The sequence below is a fragment of the Acinetobacter sp. YH16038 genome, assembly GCF_013417275.1.
Taxonomy (GTDB): domain Bacteria; phylum Pseudomonadota; class Gammaproteobacteria; order Pseudomonadales; family Moraxellaceae; genus Acinetobacter.
This window is the reverse complement of record NZ_VPEG01000043.1, coordinates 1-19,881: the sequence shown is the minus strand read 5'-3', so window position 1 is coordinate 19,881 and position 19,881 is coordinate 1. Positions and strand designations below refer to the sequence as shown.

At 41.2% G+C, this 19,881-nt stretch carries 20 protein-coding genes, 1 rRNA gene and 1 riboswitch; of the genes, 10 read left to right on the top strand and 11 right to left on the bottom strand.

Translation table 11 applies throughout. The features are described 5' to 3' along the window. The first annotated feature begins 3 nt into the window (after positions 1–3). A 5S ribosomal RNA gene (gene rrf, locus FTV34_RS14770) occupies positions 4–118 on the top strand. Positions 119–268: 150 nt separating this feature from the next. Here the strand turns inward: rrf and FTV34_RS14765 are convergent. From FTV34_RS14765 to FTV34_RS14740, 6 genes are all read right to left on the bottom strand, one after another. Next, positions 269–847, bottom strand: a complete 579-nt coding sequence (locus FTV34_RS14765) for a lytic transglycosylase domain-containing protein (RefSeq protein WP_166138226.1) — start codon at positions 845–847, stop codon at positions 269–271. Between the two features lie 211 nt (positions 848–1,058). Further along, on the bottom strand, positions 1,059–1,547 hold the full coding sequence (locus tag FTV34_RS14760) for a GNAT family N-acetyltransferase (protein WP_180054111.1): 489 nt from the start codon (positions 1,545–1,547) through the stop codon (positions 1,059–1,061). Positions 1,548–1,653: 106 nt separating this feature from the next. Beyond that, positions 1,654–2,853 carry an acyl-CoA dehydrogenase family protein gene (locus tag FTV34_RS14755; RefSeq protein ID WP_125278651.1) on the bottom strand — a complete coding sequence of 400 codons (1,200 nt, stop codon included), beginning with the start codon at positions 2,851–2,853 and terminating at the stop codon, positions 1,654–1,656. Positions 2,854–2,875: 22 nt separating this feature from the next. Next, on the bottom strand, positions 2,876–4,162 hold the full coding sequence (locus FTV34_RS14750; protein WP_180014779.1) for an acyl-CoA dehydrogenase family protein: 1,287 nt from the start codon (positions 4,160–4,162) through the stop codon (positions 2,876–2,878). Between the two features lie 252 nt (positions 4,163–4,414). Then, a complete protein-coding gene (locus tag FTV34_RS14745; RefSeq protein WP_005235905.1) occupies positions 4,415–5,788 on the bottom strand; it encodes an AarF/ABC1/UbiB kinase family protein in 1,374 nt (457 codons plus the stop codon). A 156-nt stretch (positions 5,789–5,944) separates the two neighbouring features. Next, entirely contained in the window at positions 5,945–6,253 is a 309-nt protein-coding gene (locus FTV34_RS14740) for a hypothetical protein (RefSeq protein ID WP_004785493.1), read from the bottom strand. 201 nt (positions 6,254–6,454) lie between these two features. On the opposite strand from FTV34_RS14740, the gene FTV34_RS14735 reads away from it, so the two are divergent. The 7 genes from FTV34_RS14735 to FTV34_RS14705 all read left to right on the top strand — a co-directional run bounded on the left by FTV34_RS14735 (position 6,455) and on the right by FTV34_RS14705 (position 13,065). Next, positions 6,455–6,841, top strand: coding sequence for a DUF1311 domain-containing protein (locus FTV34_RS14735; protein WP_180070680.1), 387 nt, complete (start codon positions 6,455–6,457; stop codon positions 6,839–6,841). Between the two features lie 197 nt (positions 6,842–7,038). Then, positions 7,039–8,049 carry a 50S ribosomal protein L3 N(5)-glutamine methyltransferase gene (gene prmB, locus FTV34_RS14730; RefSeq protein ID WP_104426049.1) on the top strand — a complete coding sequence of 337 codons (1,011 nt, stop codon included), beginning with the start codon at positions 7,039–7,041 and terminating at the stop codon, positions 8,047–8,049. Between the two features lie 12 nt (positions 8,050–8,061). Then, on the top strand, positions 8,062–9,156 hold the full coding sequence (gene aroC, locus FTV34_RS14725) for a chorismate synthase (protein WP_180070678.1): 1,095 nt from the start codon (positions 8,062–8,064) through the stop codon (positions 9,154–9,156). A gap of 64 nt (positions 9,157–9,220) precedes the next feature. Beyond that, positions 9,221–9,742: a GNAT family N-acetyltransferase gene (locus FTV34_RS14720; protein WP_180070676.1), complete on the top strand. Its 522-nt coding sequence runs from the start codon at positions 9,221–9,223 to the stop codon at positions 9,740–9,742. 61 nt (positions 9,743–9,803) lie between these two features. Further along, entirely contained in the window at positions 9,804–10,238 is a 435-nt protein-coding gene (locus tag FTV34_RS14715) for an Imm44 family immunity protein (protein ID WP_159122881.1), read from the top strand. A 160-nt stretch (positions 10,239–10,398) separates the two neighbouring features. After that, complete coding sequence (locus tag FTV34_RS14710; protein WP_159122882.1) at positions 10,399–11,307, top strand: AEC family transporter; 909 nt, start codon at positions 10,399–10,401, stop codon at positions 11,305–11,307. A gap of 291 nt (positions 11,308–11,598) precedes the next feature. Next, positions 11,599–11,686: riboswitch (glycine riboswitch) on the top strand. Positions 11,687–11,820: 134 nt separating this feature from the next. Continuing rightward, positions 11,821–13,065 (top strand): D-amino acid dehydrogenase, encoded by a 1,245-nt coding sequence (locus tag FTV34_RS14705; protein WP_180070674.1) that lies wholly within the window; start codon positions 11,821–11,823, stop codon positions 13,063–13,065. A gap of 193 nt (positions 13,066–13,258) precedes the next feature. On the opposite strand, the gene FTV34_RS14700 is transcribed toward FTV34_RS14705, so the two are convergent. Continuing rightward, entirely contained in the window at positions 13,259–13,912 is a 654-nt protein-coding gene (locus FTV34_RS14700; protein WP_166138190.1) for a hypothetical protein, read from the bottom strand. A gap of 99 nt (positions 13,913–14,011) precedes the next feature. Between FTV34_RS14700 and ispF the strand changes: the two genes are divergently transcribed. Further along, a complete protein-coding gene (gene ispF, locus FTV34_RS14695; protein WP_034171374.1) occupies positions 14,012–14,500 on the top strand; it encodes a 2-C-methyl-D-erythritol 2,4-cyclodiphosphate synthase in 489 nt (162 codons plus the stop codon). 2 nt (positions 14,501–14,502) lie between these two features. On the opposite strand, the gene FTV34_RS14690 is transcribed toward ispF, so the two are convergent. The 3 genes from FTV34_RS14690 to FTV34_RS14680 form a co-directional block, all read right to left on the bottom strand. Next, positions 14,503–15,027, bottom strand: coding sequence for a protein tyrosine phosphatase family protein (locus FTV34_RS14690; RefSeq protein WP_180070672.1), 525 nt, complete (start codon positions 15,025–15,027; stop codon positions 14,503–14,505). Positions 15,028–15,091: 64 nt separating this feature from the next. Continuing rightward, a complete protein-coding gene (locus FTV34_RS14685) occupies positions 15,092–16,183 on the bottom strand; it encodes a 3-deoxy-7-phosphoheptulonate synthase (RefSeq protein ID WP_125278643.1) in 1,092 nt (363 codons plus the stop codon). A gap of 127 nt (positions 16,184–16,310) precedes the next feature. Continuing rightward, positions 16,311–17,201, bottom strand: a complete 891-nt coding sequence (locus tag FTV34_RS14680; protein ID WP_180070670.1) for a sulfite exporter TauE/SafE family protein — start codon at positions 17,199–17,201, stop codon at positions 16,311–16,313. 408 nt (positions 17,202–17,609) lie between these two features. Here FTV34_RS14680 and lpxB point away from each other — a divergent pair, with 408 nt between their 5' ends. Beyond that, positions 17,610–18,782: a lipid-A-disaccharide synthase gene (gene lpxB / locus FTV34_RS14675; RefSeq protein WP_159122887.1), complete on the top strand. Its 1,173-nt coding sequence runs from the start codon at positions 17,610–17,612 to the stop codon at positions 18,780–18,782. Here lpxB and FTV34_RS14670 read toward each other — a convergent pair. Then, a complete protein-coding gene (locus FTV34_RS14670; RefSeq protein ID WP_159122888.1) occupies positions 18,771–19,721 on the bottom strand; it encodes an AraC family transcriptional regulator in 951 nt (316 codons plus the stop codon). The genes lpxB and FTV34_RS14670 overlap by 12 nt on opposite strands. Positions 19,722–19,881: the final 160 nt, after the last annotated feature.

Sequence of the window (19,881 nt, the reverse complement as noted above, 5' to 3'; positions counted from 1 at the left end):
TGTGCTGGCGACCATAGCAAGAGTGAACCACCTGATCCCTTCCCGAACTCAGAAGTGAAACCTCTTAGCGCTGATGGTAGTGTGGGGTCTCCCATGTGAGAGTAAGTCATCGCCAGCTCATTATTCCAAAAGCCCTCTGCTCACGCAGGGGGCTTTTTTTATAGAAAAAATAAAGATGAAATAGAAAAAGGCTTAAATAAATTTAAGCCTTTTTATTCATGGATTAATATTTCTGGAATGCATTTAATTAATCATTAGTACGTTCTAATTACATCGATTTTTTAAGTTGCTTCTGGTGCGTTAAAACTTCTTTTGCATATTTTTTGCCTTGTTTACGCATTTTCCGATCTTTCTCATAGGCAGTAGGGCCTACATTATAATAGCCCAGCGCTTTTTCTAGGCTGCCACTAGATTCCTGATAACGTGACAGAATATAACTCCCACATCCAATATTTATTGCTTCATTAAATAAATCAGGTCCACATGTAGATTGCCAATAACGCGGAACAATTTGCATAAGACCCACAGCACCTGCAGGTGAAGCGACCTGACTGCGATAGGTAGATTCCTGTCGAATCACGGCTGCTACTAGCAAGGGATCTAGACTATGTCTTTCGGCATTTTGAATAATTAAAGGTGAAACGCGAGTAGCAGTTATCGCAGGCACAGCATATGCAGTCTGAATTCCTTGAGACAGTTTAGCAGAGCGTTTTTCTAAGGAATTACCTCCTAGTGAGGAGCAAGCACTTATTAATATTGTACTTAAACCAAGTATCCCAATTTTTAAAGTAGTAGGATTTAAGACCTTTAATAATGAATAGTTTTTGCCAGAAAATTTGCCCAACAACTTTCAGCTTCCCTGTATTTTTAAAATTAGATTGATCTTAGGAAGATGTATGAAAATCGTCAAGAAATTAGATGATTTGTTTACAAAGACAACTTAGATTTTGTTGAATAATGAATTTTTTATGAAGAATTGTTTAAAGAAAAGCCAATTAACAGTCGAATTTGTATCTCAGGCTTTTCTTTAAAGTGTATGTGTTTAGATGCACAAAAGCTTAGTCTAAAGTTTTTAGCATCCAGATTTCACAAGCTGCACTATGACCTGTATTGCCTTCGGGATGATCGAGATGTTCAAAACCTAATTTTTCGTAAAGCTTCACTGCCTGCCAAAGACTTGCAGTAGTCTCAAGATAGATTTGTTTAAAGTTCTGCTCATGAGCAAAGTCAAAGGTCAGATTTAAAATCTTTTTTGCAAATCCATAACGACGAATAATGGGTAAGAAATACATTTTCTGTATTTCTAGAATACTCTGATCACCCTGTAATGGCGCAATACCTCCGCCACCAAAGACTTGATCCTGCTCATCGATAATGACCCAATAAGCTGCATTTGGCTGCTGATATACTTCATATAGGTTATCCAGGATTGAATCACCGACAGCAAAACCGGATTCTGCTGCAAGTCCGAATTCTACGGAAACTTCACGAATAATCTTGGCAATTTGAGCATTATCTTGAGGTTGTATAGGACGAATAGAATACATAGGTTATGACATAAAAAAGGATGGAAATTTTATAGTCCGAAAACCATAAAAAATCCATCCTTTTTGTTGATTCATTCTTTAATGAAGCGGTATTTCCAGTTTTTTATTATTTTAATTCACTTGAAGATTTACCTAGTTCACGTCGAGCAATAATCAGTTGCTGGATCTGTTGAGTTCCTTCGAAAATATCCAGAATCTTGGAGTCACGTGCCCATTTTTCTAAAAGTTCTGCCTCGTTATAGCCTATAGATGCTGCTAATTCGACACATTTCAAAGTGATTTCATTCGCGATACGACCCGCCTTGGCTTTAGCAATAGAAGCTTCACGGGAATTAGGCTTACGATTATCCGCCATCCACGCAGCTTTTAACATTAATAAACGGGCAGATTCCCATTCGGCTTCCATACGATAAATCTGCGCTGCAATATTCGATGTTTGTAAGTAAGGTGTATGGTACTCAGAATCTAGCTGATCCTTAAAAATTTCCTTGGTTCTCTCTAAAGAAGCTTTAGAGCAACCAATTGCCATCGCTGCAACGAGTGGGCGGGTATTATCAAAAGTTTCCATGACCCCAGCAAAACCCTTGGCCACATCAATTTCAGCATGTCCAAGCAAATTAGCAGCAGGTATACGACAATCAATAAAACTAATTGCAGCCGTATCCGAGGCTTTAATGCCTAGCTTATGTTCCAGACGCTCGATTTTCATGCCGGGTGTGCCTTTGGGTACGACAAAGGATTTAATTGCAGCACGGCCAAGTTTTTTATCTAAAGTCGCCCAGACGACAACCGCATCTGCACGTTCGCCAGAGGTGACAAAGATTTTTTCACCATTGAGGATATAGTCATCACCATCTTTAATGGCAGTGGTACGAATGGCAGCTGAATCCGAACCACAGCCTGGTTCAGTAATCGCCATCGCTGCCCATATACCATGAAAGCGTTGCAACTGTTCGTCATTAGCAACGGCAGCAATGGCTGAATTTCCTAACCCTTGACGCGGCATGGATAAAAGCAGTCCGGTATCACCATAACACATTTCGACAATACTAAGTGCTGTCGACATATTGACGCCATTTTTATTGCTTTCATCGCTATCACCGCGTTTATTGACCGCAGCTCCTGCATTCATGCCTTCGCTGCCTTGGTTCATACCATCGACGACAGAGGCAAGCATATCCAACTCTTTCGGATAAGCATGTTCAGCTTTGTCATACTTGCGTGAAATAGGGCGGAGTACATTCAGGGCAACTTCATGTGCCTGATCAATCAGCAATTTGAATTTTTTAGGATTTTGCAAGTTCATTTATTTTTTCCTTATTCTTTGCTCAGGCATGAAGGCCAGAATGTACGATTGCTGTTGCTCTTAAGTCCCGATACCAGCGTTCTACCGGATGTTCTTTGGTGAAGCCATGTCCGCCGAGAATCTGTACGCCATCTGTGCCAATTTTCATGGATTTTTCTGCACAGAGCAGACGGGCCAGATAAGCTTCTCGATGAAAGTCTTGACCAGATTCTGCAAGACTGGCGGCATTCAGGATCAGCATTTGCATGGCATCAATTTCAATCGCCATATCTGCAATCATAAAAGCTACACTTTGCCGATGGGAAATTGGTTCACCAAAGGCTGTCCGTTCATTGGCATATTGCACACAGTATTTTTTAACCGCTTCACAGGTACCGACCGCCATGGCACACCACATTAAATTGCCTAGATCAAGAAAAGCGGTGTAATCAAAATCGTCATCTCCCAGGCGTTGTGCCGGTGTGTTATTAAATTTGAGATTCACAGTTTGAGTGGCTTTCAAGCCCATAGCCGGAGATTTTTGTGCAGTAATGGTATTATTGCGTTGCACAATAAATACTTCGGTTTTGCCATTCAGATCTGCACTGACCAGATAGATATCAGCAGTTTCTCCGAGCATCACCAAGGTTTTTTCACCATTAATTAAATAGTGATCTCCATTCGAGGTTGCTTTAGTTTTTAACTGATAAGGATTAAAGGCAGCTGTTGCTTCCTGTACTGCGAAGGTGGCTTTAAGATGCGGATCATCGGCAAATGCAGTCAAATACTCAGTCTGAACCTGTTCTGAACCCCAACGGGTAATCGCATTAATCACACTAAAGGTAGAAAGCAGACCAGCAGTCAGACTGAAATCACCTTGAGCCAACTGTTGAGCCATCAGGACATTGCTGACGATATTCTGTTCTGCAGCTACACCACCTAAAGCTTCAGGCAGCGCATAAAAATTAAGACCCAGATCAGTTGAATATTGCCAGAGTTCCTTTGGGAAGATTTCATGATGATCTGCATCATGTGCCAAAGGATAAAGGACTTCGCTGGCAAACTGTTGCATTGCCTCGCAGGTCATTTGCTGTTCTTCAGTCAGATTCAGATCAAACAGGGATTTGGACTGATGTGGCAAACGTTGTCTTTGAATTTTCTGACCAGATTTCAGGATTTTCTGAGTCTGGCTGAGTGTTTTAAAACCTGCTTTAGAGCTTTGATAAAGAGATTTTTCTAAAAATTTACGTAGCTTTAATTGGTCGAGTAAATCACTTCCAGCCACTTTGGTCAGGATGGACAAGCCAAATCCTTGTGCTTTGTTCACCATATTGTTCATTCTAATTATCCTACGGGGTGTTATCTTATTTGCCTGATGTTGACATGCAGTTCTAGAAAAAACCATGTCATCAATGACATGAATCATTGTCAATTTATAATTAAAATAAAGAGGGGATTTGAAGAATTAAAATATTGAAACTAAATAGAAAAATAAAATAAGAAAAATTAGGTTTTTATCAAAAATTGACCCGAATGACAAAATCATCCGGGTCTTATATAAGGCTAATAATAACTTAGTCGTTTAGAGATGACGTTTAATCATTGCGCGTACATTAGTTTTCGCATCAATCACCGTCATGAAGGTATAAGCGCCAATGAACTTACGGCTGATAAACATAAATTCTTTAGGCGGTACACTGAAATAACGTGAAGCCATGGATTTAGAAGCTTGCTGCATTACCCGGCTATGAAGCTGGCTTTTTTTCCAGTTATAGCGGTCATGTTCATCCATCACACCTGGAGGCAGGTCTTTATTGTTCATTGGCGAGCTGAAGGCTTCTGTGGCTAACAGGAAGACTTTCGCCATATCCGGTTTGATGCTAGGTGGAATAGAATCAAAGAATTCATAACCGGTCATGGCTTTCACCATCATGTCTGAATCATGATGATAACCGGCCTGGATCAGGTTACGCGCTACATTGAGTAGATGCTGGTCAAATTGACGGATTGCACCGAAGTCGAGAAGCACAATCTTGTCCTGAATATTTTCGCCATCACCTAGACGTACCAGATAATTGCCGAAATTCGGGTCAGTCTGCATCTCCCCCCATTCAAAAATCTCACGTACTGCGATTTCAAGGGAAGCCTCACCCAGTTTATTACGACGTTCCTGTGGTAGAGACAACATTACTGGACTATTGATGGGTACACCACGTTCAAAGGTCATACACAGAACACGGTCAGTACAATAGTTATCGATGATGGTCGGTACGATATATCGTGGATCATTTTGCAGACGTTTACAGAAACGACGGGTCGTATCCGCCTCAATTTTATAATTGACCTCACGATGCATCATCTCACGAACTTCATCGAACCATTGATCAAATTCACGGGTTTGCGGCACCATACGGGTCAATTTGAGCATGTTCTTAAACAGGCTCATATCAGAATCAATAGCCTCAGCTACACCCGGGTACTGGATTTTAAGCACCAGTTCCATGCCATCTGACTTGCGTACAGCACGGTGAACCTGAGCCAAAGAGGCGGTACCTAGGGGCTCATGATCAACCGTCAGATCATCTAGCTTGGAACCTAATTGCTGTTGTAATTGGGCTTTGATCGCCGGCCACGCCAAAGCAACTGTTTTATTATTTAACGTATTTAAGGCTTGAGTGACCTCTTCTGGCAGAAAATGTTCGCCATACAGGGCCATCATCTGGCCAATTTTGACAATTGAACCTTTAAGCTTGCCAATTTCTGCAACCAGATAATCGGCCTGTTCTTTCATAGCTTTTTTGCGTCTTCTTTCTTTTTCTTCTTCGCTCGAGAACATAGAACCCGCACTGGATGCTGCCCAGCGCGTACCTGCCAGCAAAGATGCCTTTGCGATCGATAAGCGTCGATCCATTGAGGAAGTTTTCAATTGTTTAAGCTTATCGTTCTGATCTGACATGTAAACTCAATCCTTTTATCAGCATAAAGCGGAATAAATCATTGTAGTGGATATTACCGTGTCTGCACGTATTAAAAAAGTTTAAGCCGCTGAATTCACGGTGAAAATCTCGGCAAGAGCATATCACTTGCCGTTTTGACCAGTGTAGGGTGAATATTATGACATTTGAAATTGAATTTTTAATTCAGATCGTTGTTGTAACTGTTGTTTATTTGTTTGAATATGTTGATGAATTAGGTTCTGGACTGTTTCATGCATAAAACCCAGCGCATAACCCTTCACAATAATGATGCTTGGCAGGCTAAAAAACAGGTATTTGGCATCTTCCAAAGTCGCGCTACTAAATACGCCTTGCTGCATTAATGTGGTTTGTAAAAATACCTTTTCCTGCTGCACCTGACTGGATAACTGGTCATTCCAGTAGTTCTGGCGCATGGCCATAAGATTGTTGTGCTTATAGCTCATAAGATCTGGGCTCGTTTGGACATCATTGCCGAATTATATGCGGCCATAAAATCAAGTTTCAACCAAAGAACTGTGACATCTTTTTAAGCGAGAAAAATATAGGATTTTATCAAGGACTCAGTTAGTATCAGGCAATAATTTAAACAAGATTCATTATTCAATATTGATTGGAAACAAGCCAGTTTTGGTGAAGGGGATACTATGCGTTTTGCATGTTTATTAATGGCAGGTTGTTTGGGGACGATGGCATTACAGGTTCAGGCGGCTACAGGTTATTCTCAGGAATATACCCAGTGCATGAACTTTAGTTATGGCAATACAGCTAAACTGCAGAAATGTGTGAAAAAAGAATTAAAAGCACAGAATAAACGTCTAAAGAAAAACTATAAGACTTATCTGAAATTGAATGCGGGTTATCGTAATAATATTCGTGATCAGCATACAGTGTGGCAACGTAAATTATCACAGCAATGCAAGCTGACCATGAATACCCAATATGCCCAGATTAAACAGGGTCAATGTGCGCTGGAGATGGTAAAAGATCAGGCGAATTTGTATCAATTGCGTTCTTATCGTGCCGGTACTTAAACTGATTTTAAGTTAATAAATCCTTCCGGAAATAGCTATAAATCTCAAAAAGCGAGATTCTAATCTGCCTGAAATCCAGAAGATCTGTAATGGATAAACCATGGAGAATTCGGGTTTTTCATGGTTTTGGCATTATAAAAGACCTCAAAACAAGGTATCATAAGGCGTTTAAAAAAATGACCTTGGAGACGCCTTAAGTGGATCGACCGACTATTAGCCCTGAACATTTGCAGGAAGCCGCTGAAAATTTAACTACCATTCGTGATTTTATTCGTTTTGGGGTTACAGCATTACGTCAATACGATGCGCACTTAGGTCAAGGTACAGAAGATTATTTTGCTGAAAGTTCAGCGCTGGTTCTGCAAACCTTGTCACTGGACTGGAATGCAGATCCTGAAATTCTGGACTCTAAATTATTGCCAAGCGAAGTGGCTGAGTTCTTGAGCTTGCTGGAACGCCGTATTAATGAACGTGTTCCTACCTCTTATTTATTGAATCTGGCCTATTTCTTCGGCAAGCCATTCTATGTGGATGAGCGTGTTCTGATTCCACGTTCGCCAATCGTTGAGCTGATTGAAAACCGCTTTGCTCCTTATTGCCTGACTGAAAATGGTGAAATGGGCGCGGCAGTAAATAACCTACCAGAAAACCCGAATCCAAAAACTCCACAACGCATTCTGGATATGTGTACCGGTTCTGGCTGTATCGCGATTGCATTGGCCTATGCTTTCCCGGATTCAGAAGTGGATGCAACCGATATTTCTAAAGAAGCTTTGGAAGTGGCGCAGATTAACTGTGAACATCACAGTAAGCAGTACCAAGTAGCGTTACTTGAATCTGATCTGTTCGCTAAAATTCCAGCTGAAAACCAATATGATCTAATCGTATCTAATCCTCCATATGTCGATGCAGAGGATATGGCTGATCTTCCTGATGAATTCCATCATGAGCCAGAGCTGGCATTGGCTGCTGGTCAAGACGGTCTGGATCTAGTTCGCAAGATGCTGGCTCAAGCAGCTGATTATCTGACTGAAGATGGTTTGATCGTGATTGAAGTGGGTAATTCTGAATGGGCGATGAAGCAAAACTTCAATACCGTTGATTTCCACTGGTTGCAGTTCCAACGTGGTGGTTCAGGTATCTTTGCACTGACTGCAGCCCAATGCCGTCAATATCGTGATTTATTCATTCAATCTGTTAATTCATAAGGAGTCGTTGACATGGCAGGTAATAGTATAGGGCAACTCTTCCGTGTAACGACTTGTGGTGAATCTCATGGTGTTGGCTTAATGGCCATTATTGATGGGGTTCCACCCGGGATTGAACTGTCTGAAGCGGATTTGCAAAAGGATCTGGACCGTCGTAAGCCGGGTACTTCAAAATTTGCAACACAGCGTAAAGAACCAGATGAAGTTGAAATTATTTCAGGTGTGTTTGAGGGTAAAACCACCGGAACTTCAATCGGTCTTTTAATCCGCAATACGGATCAGAAATCGAAAGATTATGGCAATATCGCGCAAACTTTCCGCCCGGGTCATGCAGATTATACCTATACCCAGAAGTATGGTTTTCGTGACTATCGCGGTGGTGGGCGTTCGAGTGCGCGTGAAACTGCGATGCGTGTAGCAGCAGGTGCGATTGCCAAGAAATTCCTGTTTGAGAAATTTGGTATTGAAATCCGTGGTCATGTGACCCAAATCGGTACTGAAAAAGCAGAAAAACTGGACTGGAATGAAGTGCCAAATAACCCGTTCTTCTGTGGTGATGTTGATGCGGTGCCGCGCTTTGAAGCACTGGTCACGTCTTTGCGTGAACAAGGTACTAGTTGTGGCGCTAAACTCGAGATCATTGCGTCTAAAGTACCCGTGGGTTGGGGCGAGCCTGTATTTGATCGTCTGGATGCTGACATCGCGCATGCCATGATGTCAATCAATGCCGTGAAAGGCGTGGAAATTGGTGATGGGTTTAGTGTCGCTGAGCAGTTCGGTCATGAAACCCGTGATGAACTCACAACAGATGGCTTCCTGGCGAACCATGCTGGCGGTATCTTAGGCGGTATTTCTAGCGGTCAGGATATCCGTGTTTCGATTGCGCTGAAGCCAACAGCTTCCATCACAACTCCGGGTAAAACTATTACGATTAACCGTAAAGATACTGATGTCCTGACCAAAGGCCGTCATGATCCTTGCGTGGGTGTACGTGCAACCCCAATTGCTGAAGCGATGCTAGCAATTGTTTTGATGGATCACTTCATGCGCCATCGTGCACAAAATGCCGATGTCGTTGCGCCGTTTGAGCCAATTGAACCTAAATAATTTGCTTTATAGAAGCAAATGAAATTAAAGTCAGGCTTCGGTCTGGCTTTTTTATATTTATAAAATGAAAAATAACAATATTCGTTTAGCCCAAGCTACGGACATTCAAAGCATTGTTAAGTTGATCAATACAGCTTATCGATCAAATTTGGGTTGGACGCATGAACATGACATTGTTTCAGGTAATCGAATTAATGAGGCTCAGTTAAGTGAGCTTTTAGCACAGTCTGATGTTGAACTTTATGTCTTGGAAAATAATGATCAACTGGTGGGTTGTATTGGTTTGACACACTTCCCAGATTGTTTTGAAATCGGCAGTTTTGCTATTGACCCAGTCCGGCAAAATTCAGGTTATGGCCGAATATTGTTAGATTTCGCTGAGCAATACTCTAGAGAAAAAATACCTTTCAAAAAACTTAGAATGTCTGTTCTTAATGTTCGCATTGAATTAATCGCGTATTATGAGCGTCGTGGTTATCACCAAACCGGCAAAACAGAGAGTTATCCACTGGATGCAGATGTTGGACAGCCTTTAGTAGATTTAAATCTGGTGATTTTAGAAAAGAGTCTCGAAAAGATTTATTAAGTTATTTGAATCTATTTTTGATTCTAAGTGTGTTTAATAAGAATAATGACAGGATATATGAATGGAAGTATGGTTAAGTGCTGAATTAAGTAGGGAAGTGTTAACAGAAGATCATCTTGATCTCGAAAATAAAGCACGTAACGCAGTAGAAAATGCCTTAAATGCTCAACTACAAAATAAGTCGTATGATATTCCTATAGATAAATGGAAGTGCATTGAAATTATAATGGGAAATGATAGTTTTGATGAACGTATTTTTTATTCATTTAAACGTAGAAATATGGATTTCCGTTTAAGGATTGATCCAACAACTTTTAAGGCAACAGATGATTTAGGCCGTGAGAGACTCATTTTTAGGATGCTCTTAAGAAGCCTGGATTTGTTAAAAGTTAAGTTTGAAAAAGTCCGTCCGAAGCTTGATGCAAAGGTTTATGAGGAGCTTGAAAGACTAAAAAATGATGCACTAAATGTTGCAAAAGATGAAAGTTGGATTTAAAGCGTATTTTAATTAAAGCCAGCGAGAGTGTTTTTTATTTATTATCCATTGAATTTTCCACTATTTTTATCCTGAAACGAGTCGGTTGTTGTATCCTTGCTCATTGACAGGCAATTGAATTGGATGCGATTGCCGCAAAACCCATATCATGAGTTGTTCAATGTTTCAGACTATCTTCACTGTACTGTTTCCGCTTATTGGCCTGATTACTTTGGGCTATGTATTAAAACAAAGGAAATGGCTGGAAGATAGTTTCTGGCGTGGGGCAGAAAAACTCAATTATTTTGTCCTGTTTCCAGTCATGCTGTTTTTAAATCTGGCCGTAGCCAAGATTGAAATGGCAGTCATTAAAGATGTGGTTCTGGTGGTCTTTAGCCTTATGGCAGTGGTCAGTATTGCTCTATATGTGCTGCGCAAGATTTATCAGATTGGCTATGCACGTTTTGGGGTCTATGTGCAGGCACTCCTGCGTTTTAATACCTATATCGGACTTGCAGCAGTGAATGCTTTATTTCATCAGCAGGGCATGACCATTTTCGCCGTAGTGATGGTGTTATGTATTCCACTGGTCAATATCTTATCTGTACTGGCATTTACCCGTAGTTCAGATATGCAGATCTTCAAAATCCTGATTGATCTGTTAAAGAACCCTTTAATTCTAGGTTCTCTTGTTGGAGGCCTATTTAATCTTTCAGGCTTATCACTCTGGGCTGGGTTTGAATTATTCTTAAAACAGATTGCCTTATGCAGTTTGCCGCTTGGCTTGATGTGTGTGGGGGCTGCCTTACAGTTCCAAGGCTTCCAGCGAGATATCTTCCCATTAGGTCTGGCGACTTTTGGACGTTTATTAGGAATGCCACTTGCTGCTTTCTTTGTCTGCCAATTATTTGATATTGATCCTTTAACCACCCAGGTACTGGTGTTGTTTTTTGCTTTACCTACTGCTTCAGCTTCCTATGTACTGACGCGTGTCTATGGCGGAGATAGCCAGTTCATGGCCAGTATTATCAGTATGCAAACGGTAGTCGCGGCTGGATCTCTCATGTTGATTCTTTCTTGGTTAATTTAATTTTAGTACCTAAAAGTCGGTCATATATTAAAGTCTAATATTAAATCAATCCTATAAATAGCCTAAGCAATTATTAACATTATTGCTTTTCTTAAATGCCTTGCATTGCAGCATGACGTAGGAAAATGAGGCAAAAAACCAAATTAAAATCTTAAAATTCGTTTGAAATAGATAGTGTTATTTCTTCTAAATTTATTGAAAGTATCGTTACCACTTAAATCACGTGAATTAACATAAATAAAAAACTGTAGTCTCCGATAAGATGGTATATAAATTGCTCAGGATAATAAAAATATTATTGCAGGAGAGAAATGCTACTGCATTCGCCGAAGGAGCAAGGTCCCAGGAAACTCTCAGGCAAAAGGACTGCAATAATATATTAAACTCTGGAGAGAAGTGTTGAATCACTCACCGAAGGGGGAAGGTTGCTGCATACAGCTATGATGCAGTCACCGAAGCTCTCAGGTACACATGACAGATGGGAAAGACATCACATATTGAGGAGAGGTGTCTATGCGTCATGTTATTGTGGTGGGGGCAGGCATTACCGGTGTAACAACAGCTTATGAGCTCGCCTTACTCGGTTATCAGGTCACGGTGGTTGACCGTCATCTTTATCCTGCGATGGAAACATCCTTTGCCAATGGCGGGCAACTTTCTGCCTGTAATGCAGAAGTCTGGAATCAAAAAGCCACTGTGTTGAAAGGCATCAAATGGATGTCACAAGAAACCGCACCGCTATTGCTTAATCCTTCTTTTAGTCTGCATAAATATAGCTGGCTGATGGAATTTCTAGGTCATATTAAAAACTATGAAACCAATACCCGGGAAACGGTAAAAATCGCATTACTGGCCAGAAAACGTCTGTTTGAAATTGCCGAAATTGAGCAGATTGATTTTGATCTGGAAAAGCGCGGAATTCTACATTTCTACCATAATAAAGCTGATTATGATGTCGCAATTAAGGTCAATGATCTGTTGTGTAGTGGTGGTCTGGAACGTAATGCCATCAGCAATGAAGAAATCAAGCAGATTGAACCTGCATTAACTGGGGATTATTACGCCGGATTTTATTGCCAGAGTGATGCGACTGGAGATATTCATAAATTCAGTACTGGACTGGCAAATGCCTGTATGAAAAAAGGGGTGAACTTCGAATTTGGTCAGGATGTATTTGCAGTCGATCACCAAGCACAGCATATTACGGTTAAATGCAGACCAAGCCCTGAAAATGTGCATGCCAATGCTGAAGATGTGCTCGAGATTCAGGCGGATGCCATTGTGGTATGTGCAGGCGTAAGCAGTTATCAGTTGGCAGATCTGTTGGGTGAGCGAGTGAATGTCTATCCGGTAAAAGGCTATTCAATTACCGTACAGCTGAATGATGAGCAAAGTCAGCAAAATGCTCCTTGGGTCAGTCTGCTAGATGAGAGCGCCAAGATCGTCTTGTCACGTTTAGGTAAAGACCGCTTACGTGTTGCAGGAACCGCGGAATTTAATGGTTATAATCGGGATATTCGTGTTGACCGAATTCAGCCTTTAATTGACTGGACACAACGCAATTTCGATCTATGTACTGAACATGTGGTTCCATGGACAGGTCTGCGTCCCATGATGCCGAACATGATGCCAGTGGTGCGTCGTGGTAGACAGGAACGTGTCTTTTATAACACCGGCCATGGACATTTAGGCTGGACATTATCAGCGGCAACCGCAGCTATGATTAGCCAAGAAATAGCTCAGCATTACCCGGCCTAAGTAAATAGCCCGCTTACGGGCTATTTTTAAAGATCAAAAAATAATTATTTATTCATTAAGCTTCTTCTACCTGAGAAAGAAGGTTAGGATAAAGGGAATCTTTATAAAAACCTCTCCTTTAAGGAGAGGGAATTTCTAGTTTAAATTTTTAAATATATATTCAGGACATCAATAGATAAAAAAAGTCAGCTGTTTAATCATATAAACGATAAATACCACTAAAACGTTCACAACCCTTTTGTTCGGTACTGACCGTCAAAATTGCCTTGCTATAGTTAAAGTTATATTTGCAGTCATGCTCATTATCCGTAATCTGGCTTTTAGTTTCGGTCGTGGTATAAGCTAGAAAAGGAATGGTCTGGGTTTCTGCACGATTATTCGGATTGCGGTAAGCAATTCCTTCAATTTTGATGCGGTCTTTCGTCAGCTGATGAATCTTGAGATGAATTGGCTGTTTGGCCATTTGGCCCTGTTCAAACTTGAGATAGTGCTGAGTTAGGCTCTGATTCAAGGAAATATAAATATTGAGGTCATCCAGACGCTGGTCAAATTGCTGTTTAAAGCAGTCCAGCGTCTTACATTGCTGTAAGCGTGTACTCCATAGCTGCTGAGTATCTTGTAATAAGCGAACAGGCGCATCTGTAATCAGAAAAGCGGTAAAATATTGATCTGTCAGTTTTTCACGCGGTTCATCAAGAGAGGCTGAGCAGATCTTTTTCATGGCTGCGTTATTGTTATGATGACTGTTACAGTCCAGCGATTCAGCATGAATGCTGCTAGCAAAAAGGCCTGTCCCGAGTAAAAGTCCCATTATTTTCATCATATTTATATCAGTTTTCAGTAGCATGATCGCTTATACTTTCACTGTGTTACGCTAGGTCTAACTATAGCGAAATAGAAACGTCGTGTACAAGATTTCAATCAGTTATTTCTAAAGGATATAAAAGTGATTGCACAAATTCGTATTGGTCAGGGACTGGATGTACATGCATTTGAAGAAGGTGATTTTGTCACTCTGGCAGGTATTCAGATTCCACATACGCATGGCTTGAAAGCACACTCTGATGGTGATGTGGTTTTACATGCACTTTGTGATGCTTTGCTAGGTGCCTTGGCGCTAGGCGATATTGGCCAGCATTTTCCAGATACTGATCCGCAGTTTAAAGGTGCAGACAGCAAGGTTTTATTAAAGCATGTCTATCAGCTAATTTTGGATCGTGGTTATCGCCTAAATAATGCTGACATCACTGTAGCTTGTGAACGTCCAAAGCTGGCTAAACATAACCTGGAAATGCGTCAGAGCATTGCCGATGTACTGGATGTGGATGTGACTCAAATCAGTATTAAAGCCACAACCACTGAAAAATTAGGATTTACTGGTCGTCAGGAAGGTATTCTGTCTATGGCAACTGTTCTGATCAGTCATTACAAATAACATCAACCGAAGTTATTAGGATGAATCAGGGATAATTCCAGTTCCTGTGTTGCTTTACGGCCTTGCAGCTGTAGGGCAACCGCATGAATTAAACCGGTCCAGGTTTCATTCGGTTCCCAGAGCTGATGCAGATATTCCTGTGCAGTCGGCATGTCCATATCCATATAGTATTGTCGATATAAATACATCAGGCAGCTGACATGATAATTCTGCGTACAATGTATCCAGACCATTTGTTCTTTGACCAGATGATCAATCAGATCCAGTACCAGCAGGCATTGGCTATCCGAAGGGGTTTCCCAGGAGATCGGCAACTGGATATAGTTCAGGCCAAGATCAAGACAAATTTTATCTTCATGTAACAGATGATGATCGCTATCTGTTAATGCCACATTGATTACGGTGGATACGCCGTATTCTTTAATCAACCTCAGTTGTTCAGTTGTCGGCTGACCAGAGCTGAACAGATGGTCATGGATGAACTGAAAATTTTCAATTTGACTTAATGCAGTTTCAATTTCATTCATCAGATAAAATTTTCCTTGTTCAGAAATGAAAACGCCATCTTGTCGATGGCGTTTGTCAGTTCGTTTAACGATTAGGTAAAACGTCCTTCAATGCCTCATGCATGTCAAGCAACACTTTTTCTGTGGTCTCCCAATCGATACAGCCATCAGTCACTGATTTTCCATATTCCAGATCACAAAGATTGGCAGGAATATCCTGACGGCCACCTTTCAGGTGACTTTCTACCATAATACCAACAATTGACTTGTTTCCATCAAGAATTTGTTCAGTAATATTTTTTAAGACAAGCGGTTGTAAGTACGGGTCTTTATTTGAGTTTGCGTGGCTGGCATCAATCATGATCTTGCCGCTGACTTTGGCTTTCGCAAGAGCTGCCTCAGCATCTGCAACTGAACCTGCATCGTAGTTAGGTTTGCCATTACCACCACGTAGAACCACGTGTGCATATGGATTCCCTGAAGTACGAATCACCGCAACCTGACCTTGGTCATTTAGACCCAGGAAGCTGTGACCATGTTTAACAGATTGCATTGCATTAGTTGCAACGGTTAAACCGCCATCTGTACCATTTTTAAAGCCGACTGGTGAAGACAGGCCAGAAGACATTTCACGGTGAGTTTGGCTCTCGGTGGTACGTGCACCGATCGCTGACCATGAAATTAGATCCTGATAGTATTGTGGAGAGTTTGGATCCAGTGCTTCTGTCGCACATGGCAGGCCAAGTTCATTCAGCTCCAGTAACAGTTTACGACCGATACGCAGACCTTTCTCAATATTGAAAGAGTCATTCATATCAGGGTCATTGATCAGACCTTTCCAGCCTACAGTTGTACGCGGTTTTTCAAAATAAACACGCATTACGATATACAGGCTATCTTTTACTTTTTCGCTTAAAGCTTTTAAACGTTCAGCATATTCATGCGCAGCCGCTGGATCATGAATTGAACATGGACCAATTACTACAAAAATACGCTTATCCTTGCCATCTAGGATATTACGAATCGTTTCACGACCATGCAGTACGGTTTGATAAGCAGTTTCAGTCAAAGGTAACTCTGCTTTCAACTGAGCAGGTGTTACCAAAGGAATCATGCTTTGGATATTCACGTCATCAATATCTGATGCTGAAATAGGTTTTGACTGTAGTGTATTCATTGCCGTCACTGGTTTGATCATACAAAAGGTTGTTTAATAGCCTGAATATAACATGAATGATGCGTCACTTTGTTATAAAAAAGATGAATACTTCTTTGAAAAAAAAGTGATGAATCCATGATTTAGTTTAAACAGCAGCTGTTTTTTCTACTGCTGTTACCAATTCAGGTTGGGCGGGTTGCACCGGTTTTGACTTGACTGGATTCACAATGAAATTCACGCCAAGACAGAACAGGGTAATCCCAAGAATTTTACGGATAATTTTCTCTGGCATACGTGAACTGATCAGTGTTCCAATCACAATCGCTGGAATAGAACCGCAAAGTAACCAGCCTAATAAAGTAAACTCTACATTACCTGCACTCATATGGCCCAGACCTGCGACTAAAGTTAAAAGTACAGCATGTACTACATCCGAACCGATAATACGGATCATGGGTAGATTCGGGAACATGAGGATCAAGGCCATAATACCGAAAGCACCGGCACCGACAGATGACAGGGTCACAAACACGCCCAGTACAATACCCATGATCACGATCAAGACACGTTTATTGCCAGATTTAAAGTCAACTTTGTCTAAATCCTGAGTCATGTCAGGTAGTTCTTGTTTGCGGTATTTATTAAAGAACTTTTCAATAGAATTGCGGAATACAATAGATGCACCGGTAAGGGTCAGCATAAAGCCCAATACCATGGTCAGCGTTGCTTTATAATGTGTCGATTGACTGAGATAATTCTCTAGTACCCAGTGGGTCACAAATGAGGCAGGGATACTGCCGATCGCCAGCCAGATCACAATAGGCCAGACAATATTCATTTTCTTGGCATGAACCAATGAACCACAGAATTTAGAAATTGCGGCATAAAGAAGGTCTGTACCAATCGCGATATGCGGTTCAACCCGAAGCAGTGTAATCAGGATTGGGGTCATCAACGAACCGCCACCGACACCGGTAATCCCGACACAGAAACCAACCAATACACCTGCTAAAATAAATTCAATCGGACCAAACATGCATATATGCCAAAATCAAAAAACGAGCATATCTTATGACTTTTAAATATAAGTCGTTGTCTTGATTATTGATTTGCTTATTCTAAAAAGAGATAAAGACTATAAAATTTAAAGTAATTCATCCTGATTTATATTTTAATTTGAATCATCTAGCATACCTTTCTATTGCTAAGTATGAAAATTGATAAAGCTTCTGCAAAATGCCTTTTTATTTATTTGTTTAAAGATCAGCCGCTTTAAATTTATTTTAATTTTTAAGCTGGGCTAAGGCGCGCGCATTGTCCAGATTCCAGTAGTTTAATTATTTGAGGTAGCCAAGATTTGTGAGTTCAACACTTAGGCATGCTCAAATCATGCTTTATGATAGAATCTGAACGGAATTAATTTGTCTCATTTGAGGGAATACACTTGCAGAATCGGAAACTTAAAATCGGAATCGTGGTGGGAGAGGTATCGGGAGATACGCTTGGTGCGAAGCTCATCCGTAGTTTTCGAGAGCAGGGTATTGATGCAGAATTTGAAGGGATTGGTGGGCCGCAAATGCTGGCTGAAGGTTTCAAGAGCTACTATCCAATGGATATTCTCTCGGTCATGGGCATTGTTGAAGTCCTGAAAGATATTAAAAAACTGTTCGCGGTTCGTGATGGTCTGGTCGAGACCTGGACGAAAGATCCCGTCGATGTTTTCATTGGAATTGATGCGCCTGATTTTAATTTGCGACTTTCCAAGACCCTGAAGCAAAAACAGTTACCGATTAAGACCGTGCAATATGTCAGCCCTTCGGTCTGGGCATGGCGTCAGGGACGTGTGCATGGCATCAAGGCCAGCATTAATCTGGTACTGTGCCTGTTTCCATTTGAAAAAGCATTTTTCAAAAAATGGGATGTTCCGGCAGCTTTTGTCGGTCATCCATTGGCAAGTCAGTTACCCCTCAACAATAATCTGGCTGAAGCGCAGGCAGAACTGGGCTTAGATCCTGCACAAAAATATATTGCACTGCTGCCAGGTAGCCGCCGTGGTGAAATTGAACGCTTAGGACCATTGGTACTGGATGCAGCCAAAATTCTGCATCAGAAATATCCGGATTATACGTTTCTGATTCCCGCCATTAATGAGATGCGTAAACAGCAGATTGAAAACTTGCTGGCACAATATCCGGACAGTTTAAAAGCACATATCCGCCTGATGGAAAATACCAGTAGTGAGTCAAAAATTGGCCGTCAGGTGATGAATGCATCTAATATCATTGCGTTAGCTTCAGGCACTGCGACACTGGAAGCCATGTTATTGCATCGTCCGATGGTGACCTTTTATAAATTGCACTGGCTGACTTATCAGATTGCCAAATTGCTGGTCAAAATTCCTTATTTCTCGTTGCCAAATATCATTGCTGGTAAAAAAGTCATTCAAGAATTAATCCAGTCAGAAGCAACGCCTGAAAACCTGGCTGCTGAAATTGAAAAATTGATGGATATTGAAGCAGCTCAAATTCAGGTGATGCAGCATCTCACCATGCACAAGCAGCTGCTTTCCGGCAACAGTGAAGATCCTGTCAAAGCGGTACTAGCCTTAGTCCAATAAAGGCGTCTTGCTTTTTTGACAGGCAATACGGTATCGGGTCGGGGTTTGTTCAAACTGTTTTTTAAAGCTTTGACTAAACGCCGTTTCCGAAGAATAGCCCACCAGATAGGCGATCTGCTGAATGCTAAATCCGCTATTTCTGAGATATTGTGCTGCCAGGCGAAGTCGATGCTGTTGCAGATAAGCCAATGGTGGCTCACCAACAATCTGGGTAAACAGCTGGGCAAATTTGGAACGCGACATATGGCATTGTTCAGCCAGGCTTTCTACGGTCCAAGGCTGTTCTGGTTTGCCATGAATTGCTGCCAAGGCATTAGATAGTTCAGGATGCGAAAGAGCATTCAGCCAGCTCGAAGCATTTTCCAGATTCAAAATATAATCTCGTACGCATTCAATCAGTAAAATACTGACCAGATGATCCAGAATTTTGTCTCGTCCCGGACGAAGTTGCTGGGTTTCCAATGCCAGAAATTGCAAACCAACTTGTAACCATTCTGGTGCTGTATCTCCCAGAATATGCTGAATGTGCAGAAATTTAGGTAAAGCACTCAGTAGCGGTTTCGCCATCTGGATATCCAGATTGGAACGAATCGCCAGGATAAAACTGCGTTCTGCTGAATGGGTGATATTGAGATCCACACATTGCTGTGCATGAGTCTGAAAATAAGAATTGATCGAATGATGTTCAGAAAAATCCGCATTGCCGGGACTAGAAATCCGATGGGCAGAACCAGCAGGCAATAACACCAGATCACCTTGTTGCAGCTCAAGCAAATCGCCATCTTTGAATATTAATTGCGCTTGACCCTGTAATAATACATAAGCCAGCATGGAAGGTTCATACTGATAATCAAACCCGCCTGGATGAAACACATTGAGGTAGAGATATTCGGATTTTTCCAGATGAATATCATCAAAAATTTTACTTAAAGCATCCATGCCTGACTCTATTCTTTTGTTTTAATTCATTTAACTCTGTACACGACAAATTTCACAGAACCCTTATCCTATCAGGATTCTGCTTTCTTAAAATTGCCAAAATTTCCTTAAACTCTTCTTTTTTCCCAAAACCAATTAAACGCTGAATCGCCATTTGAAC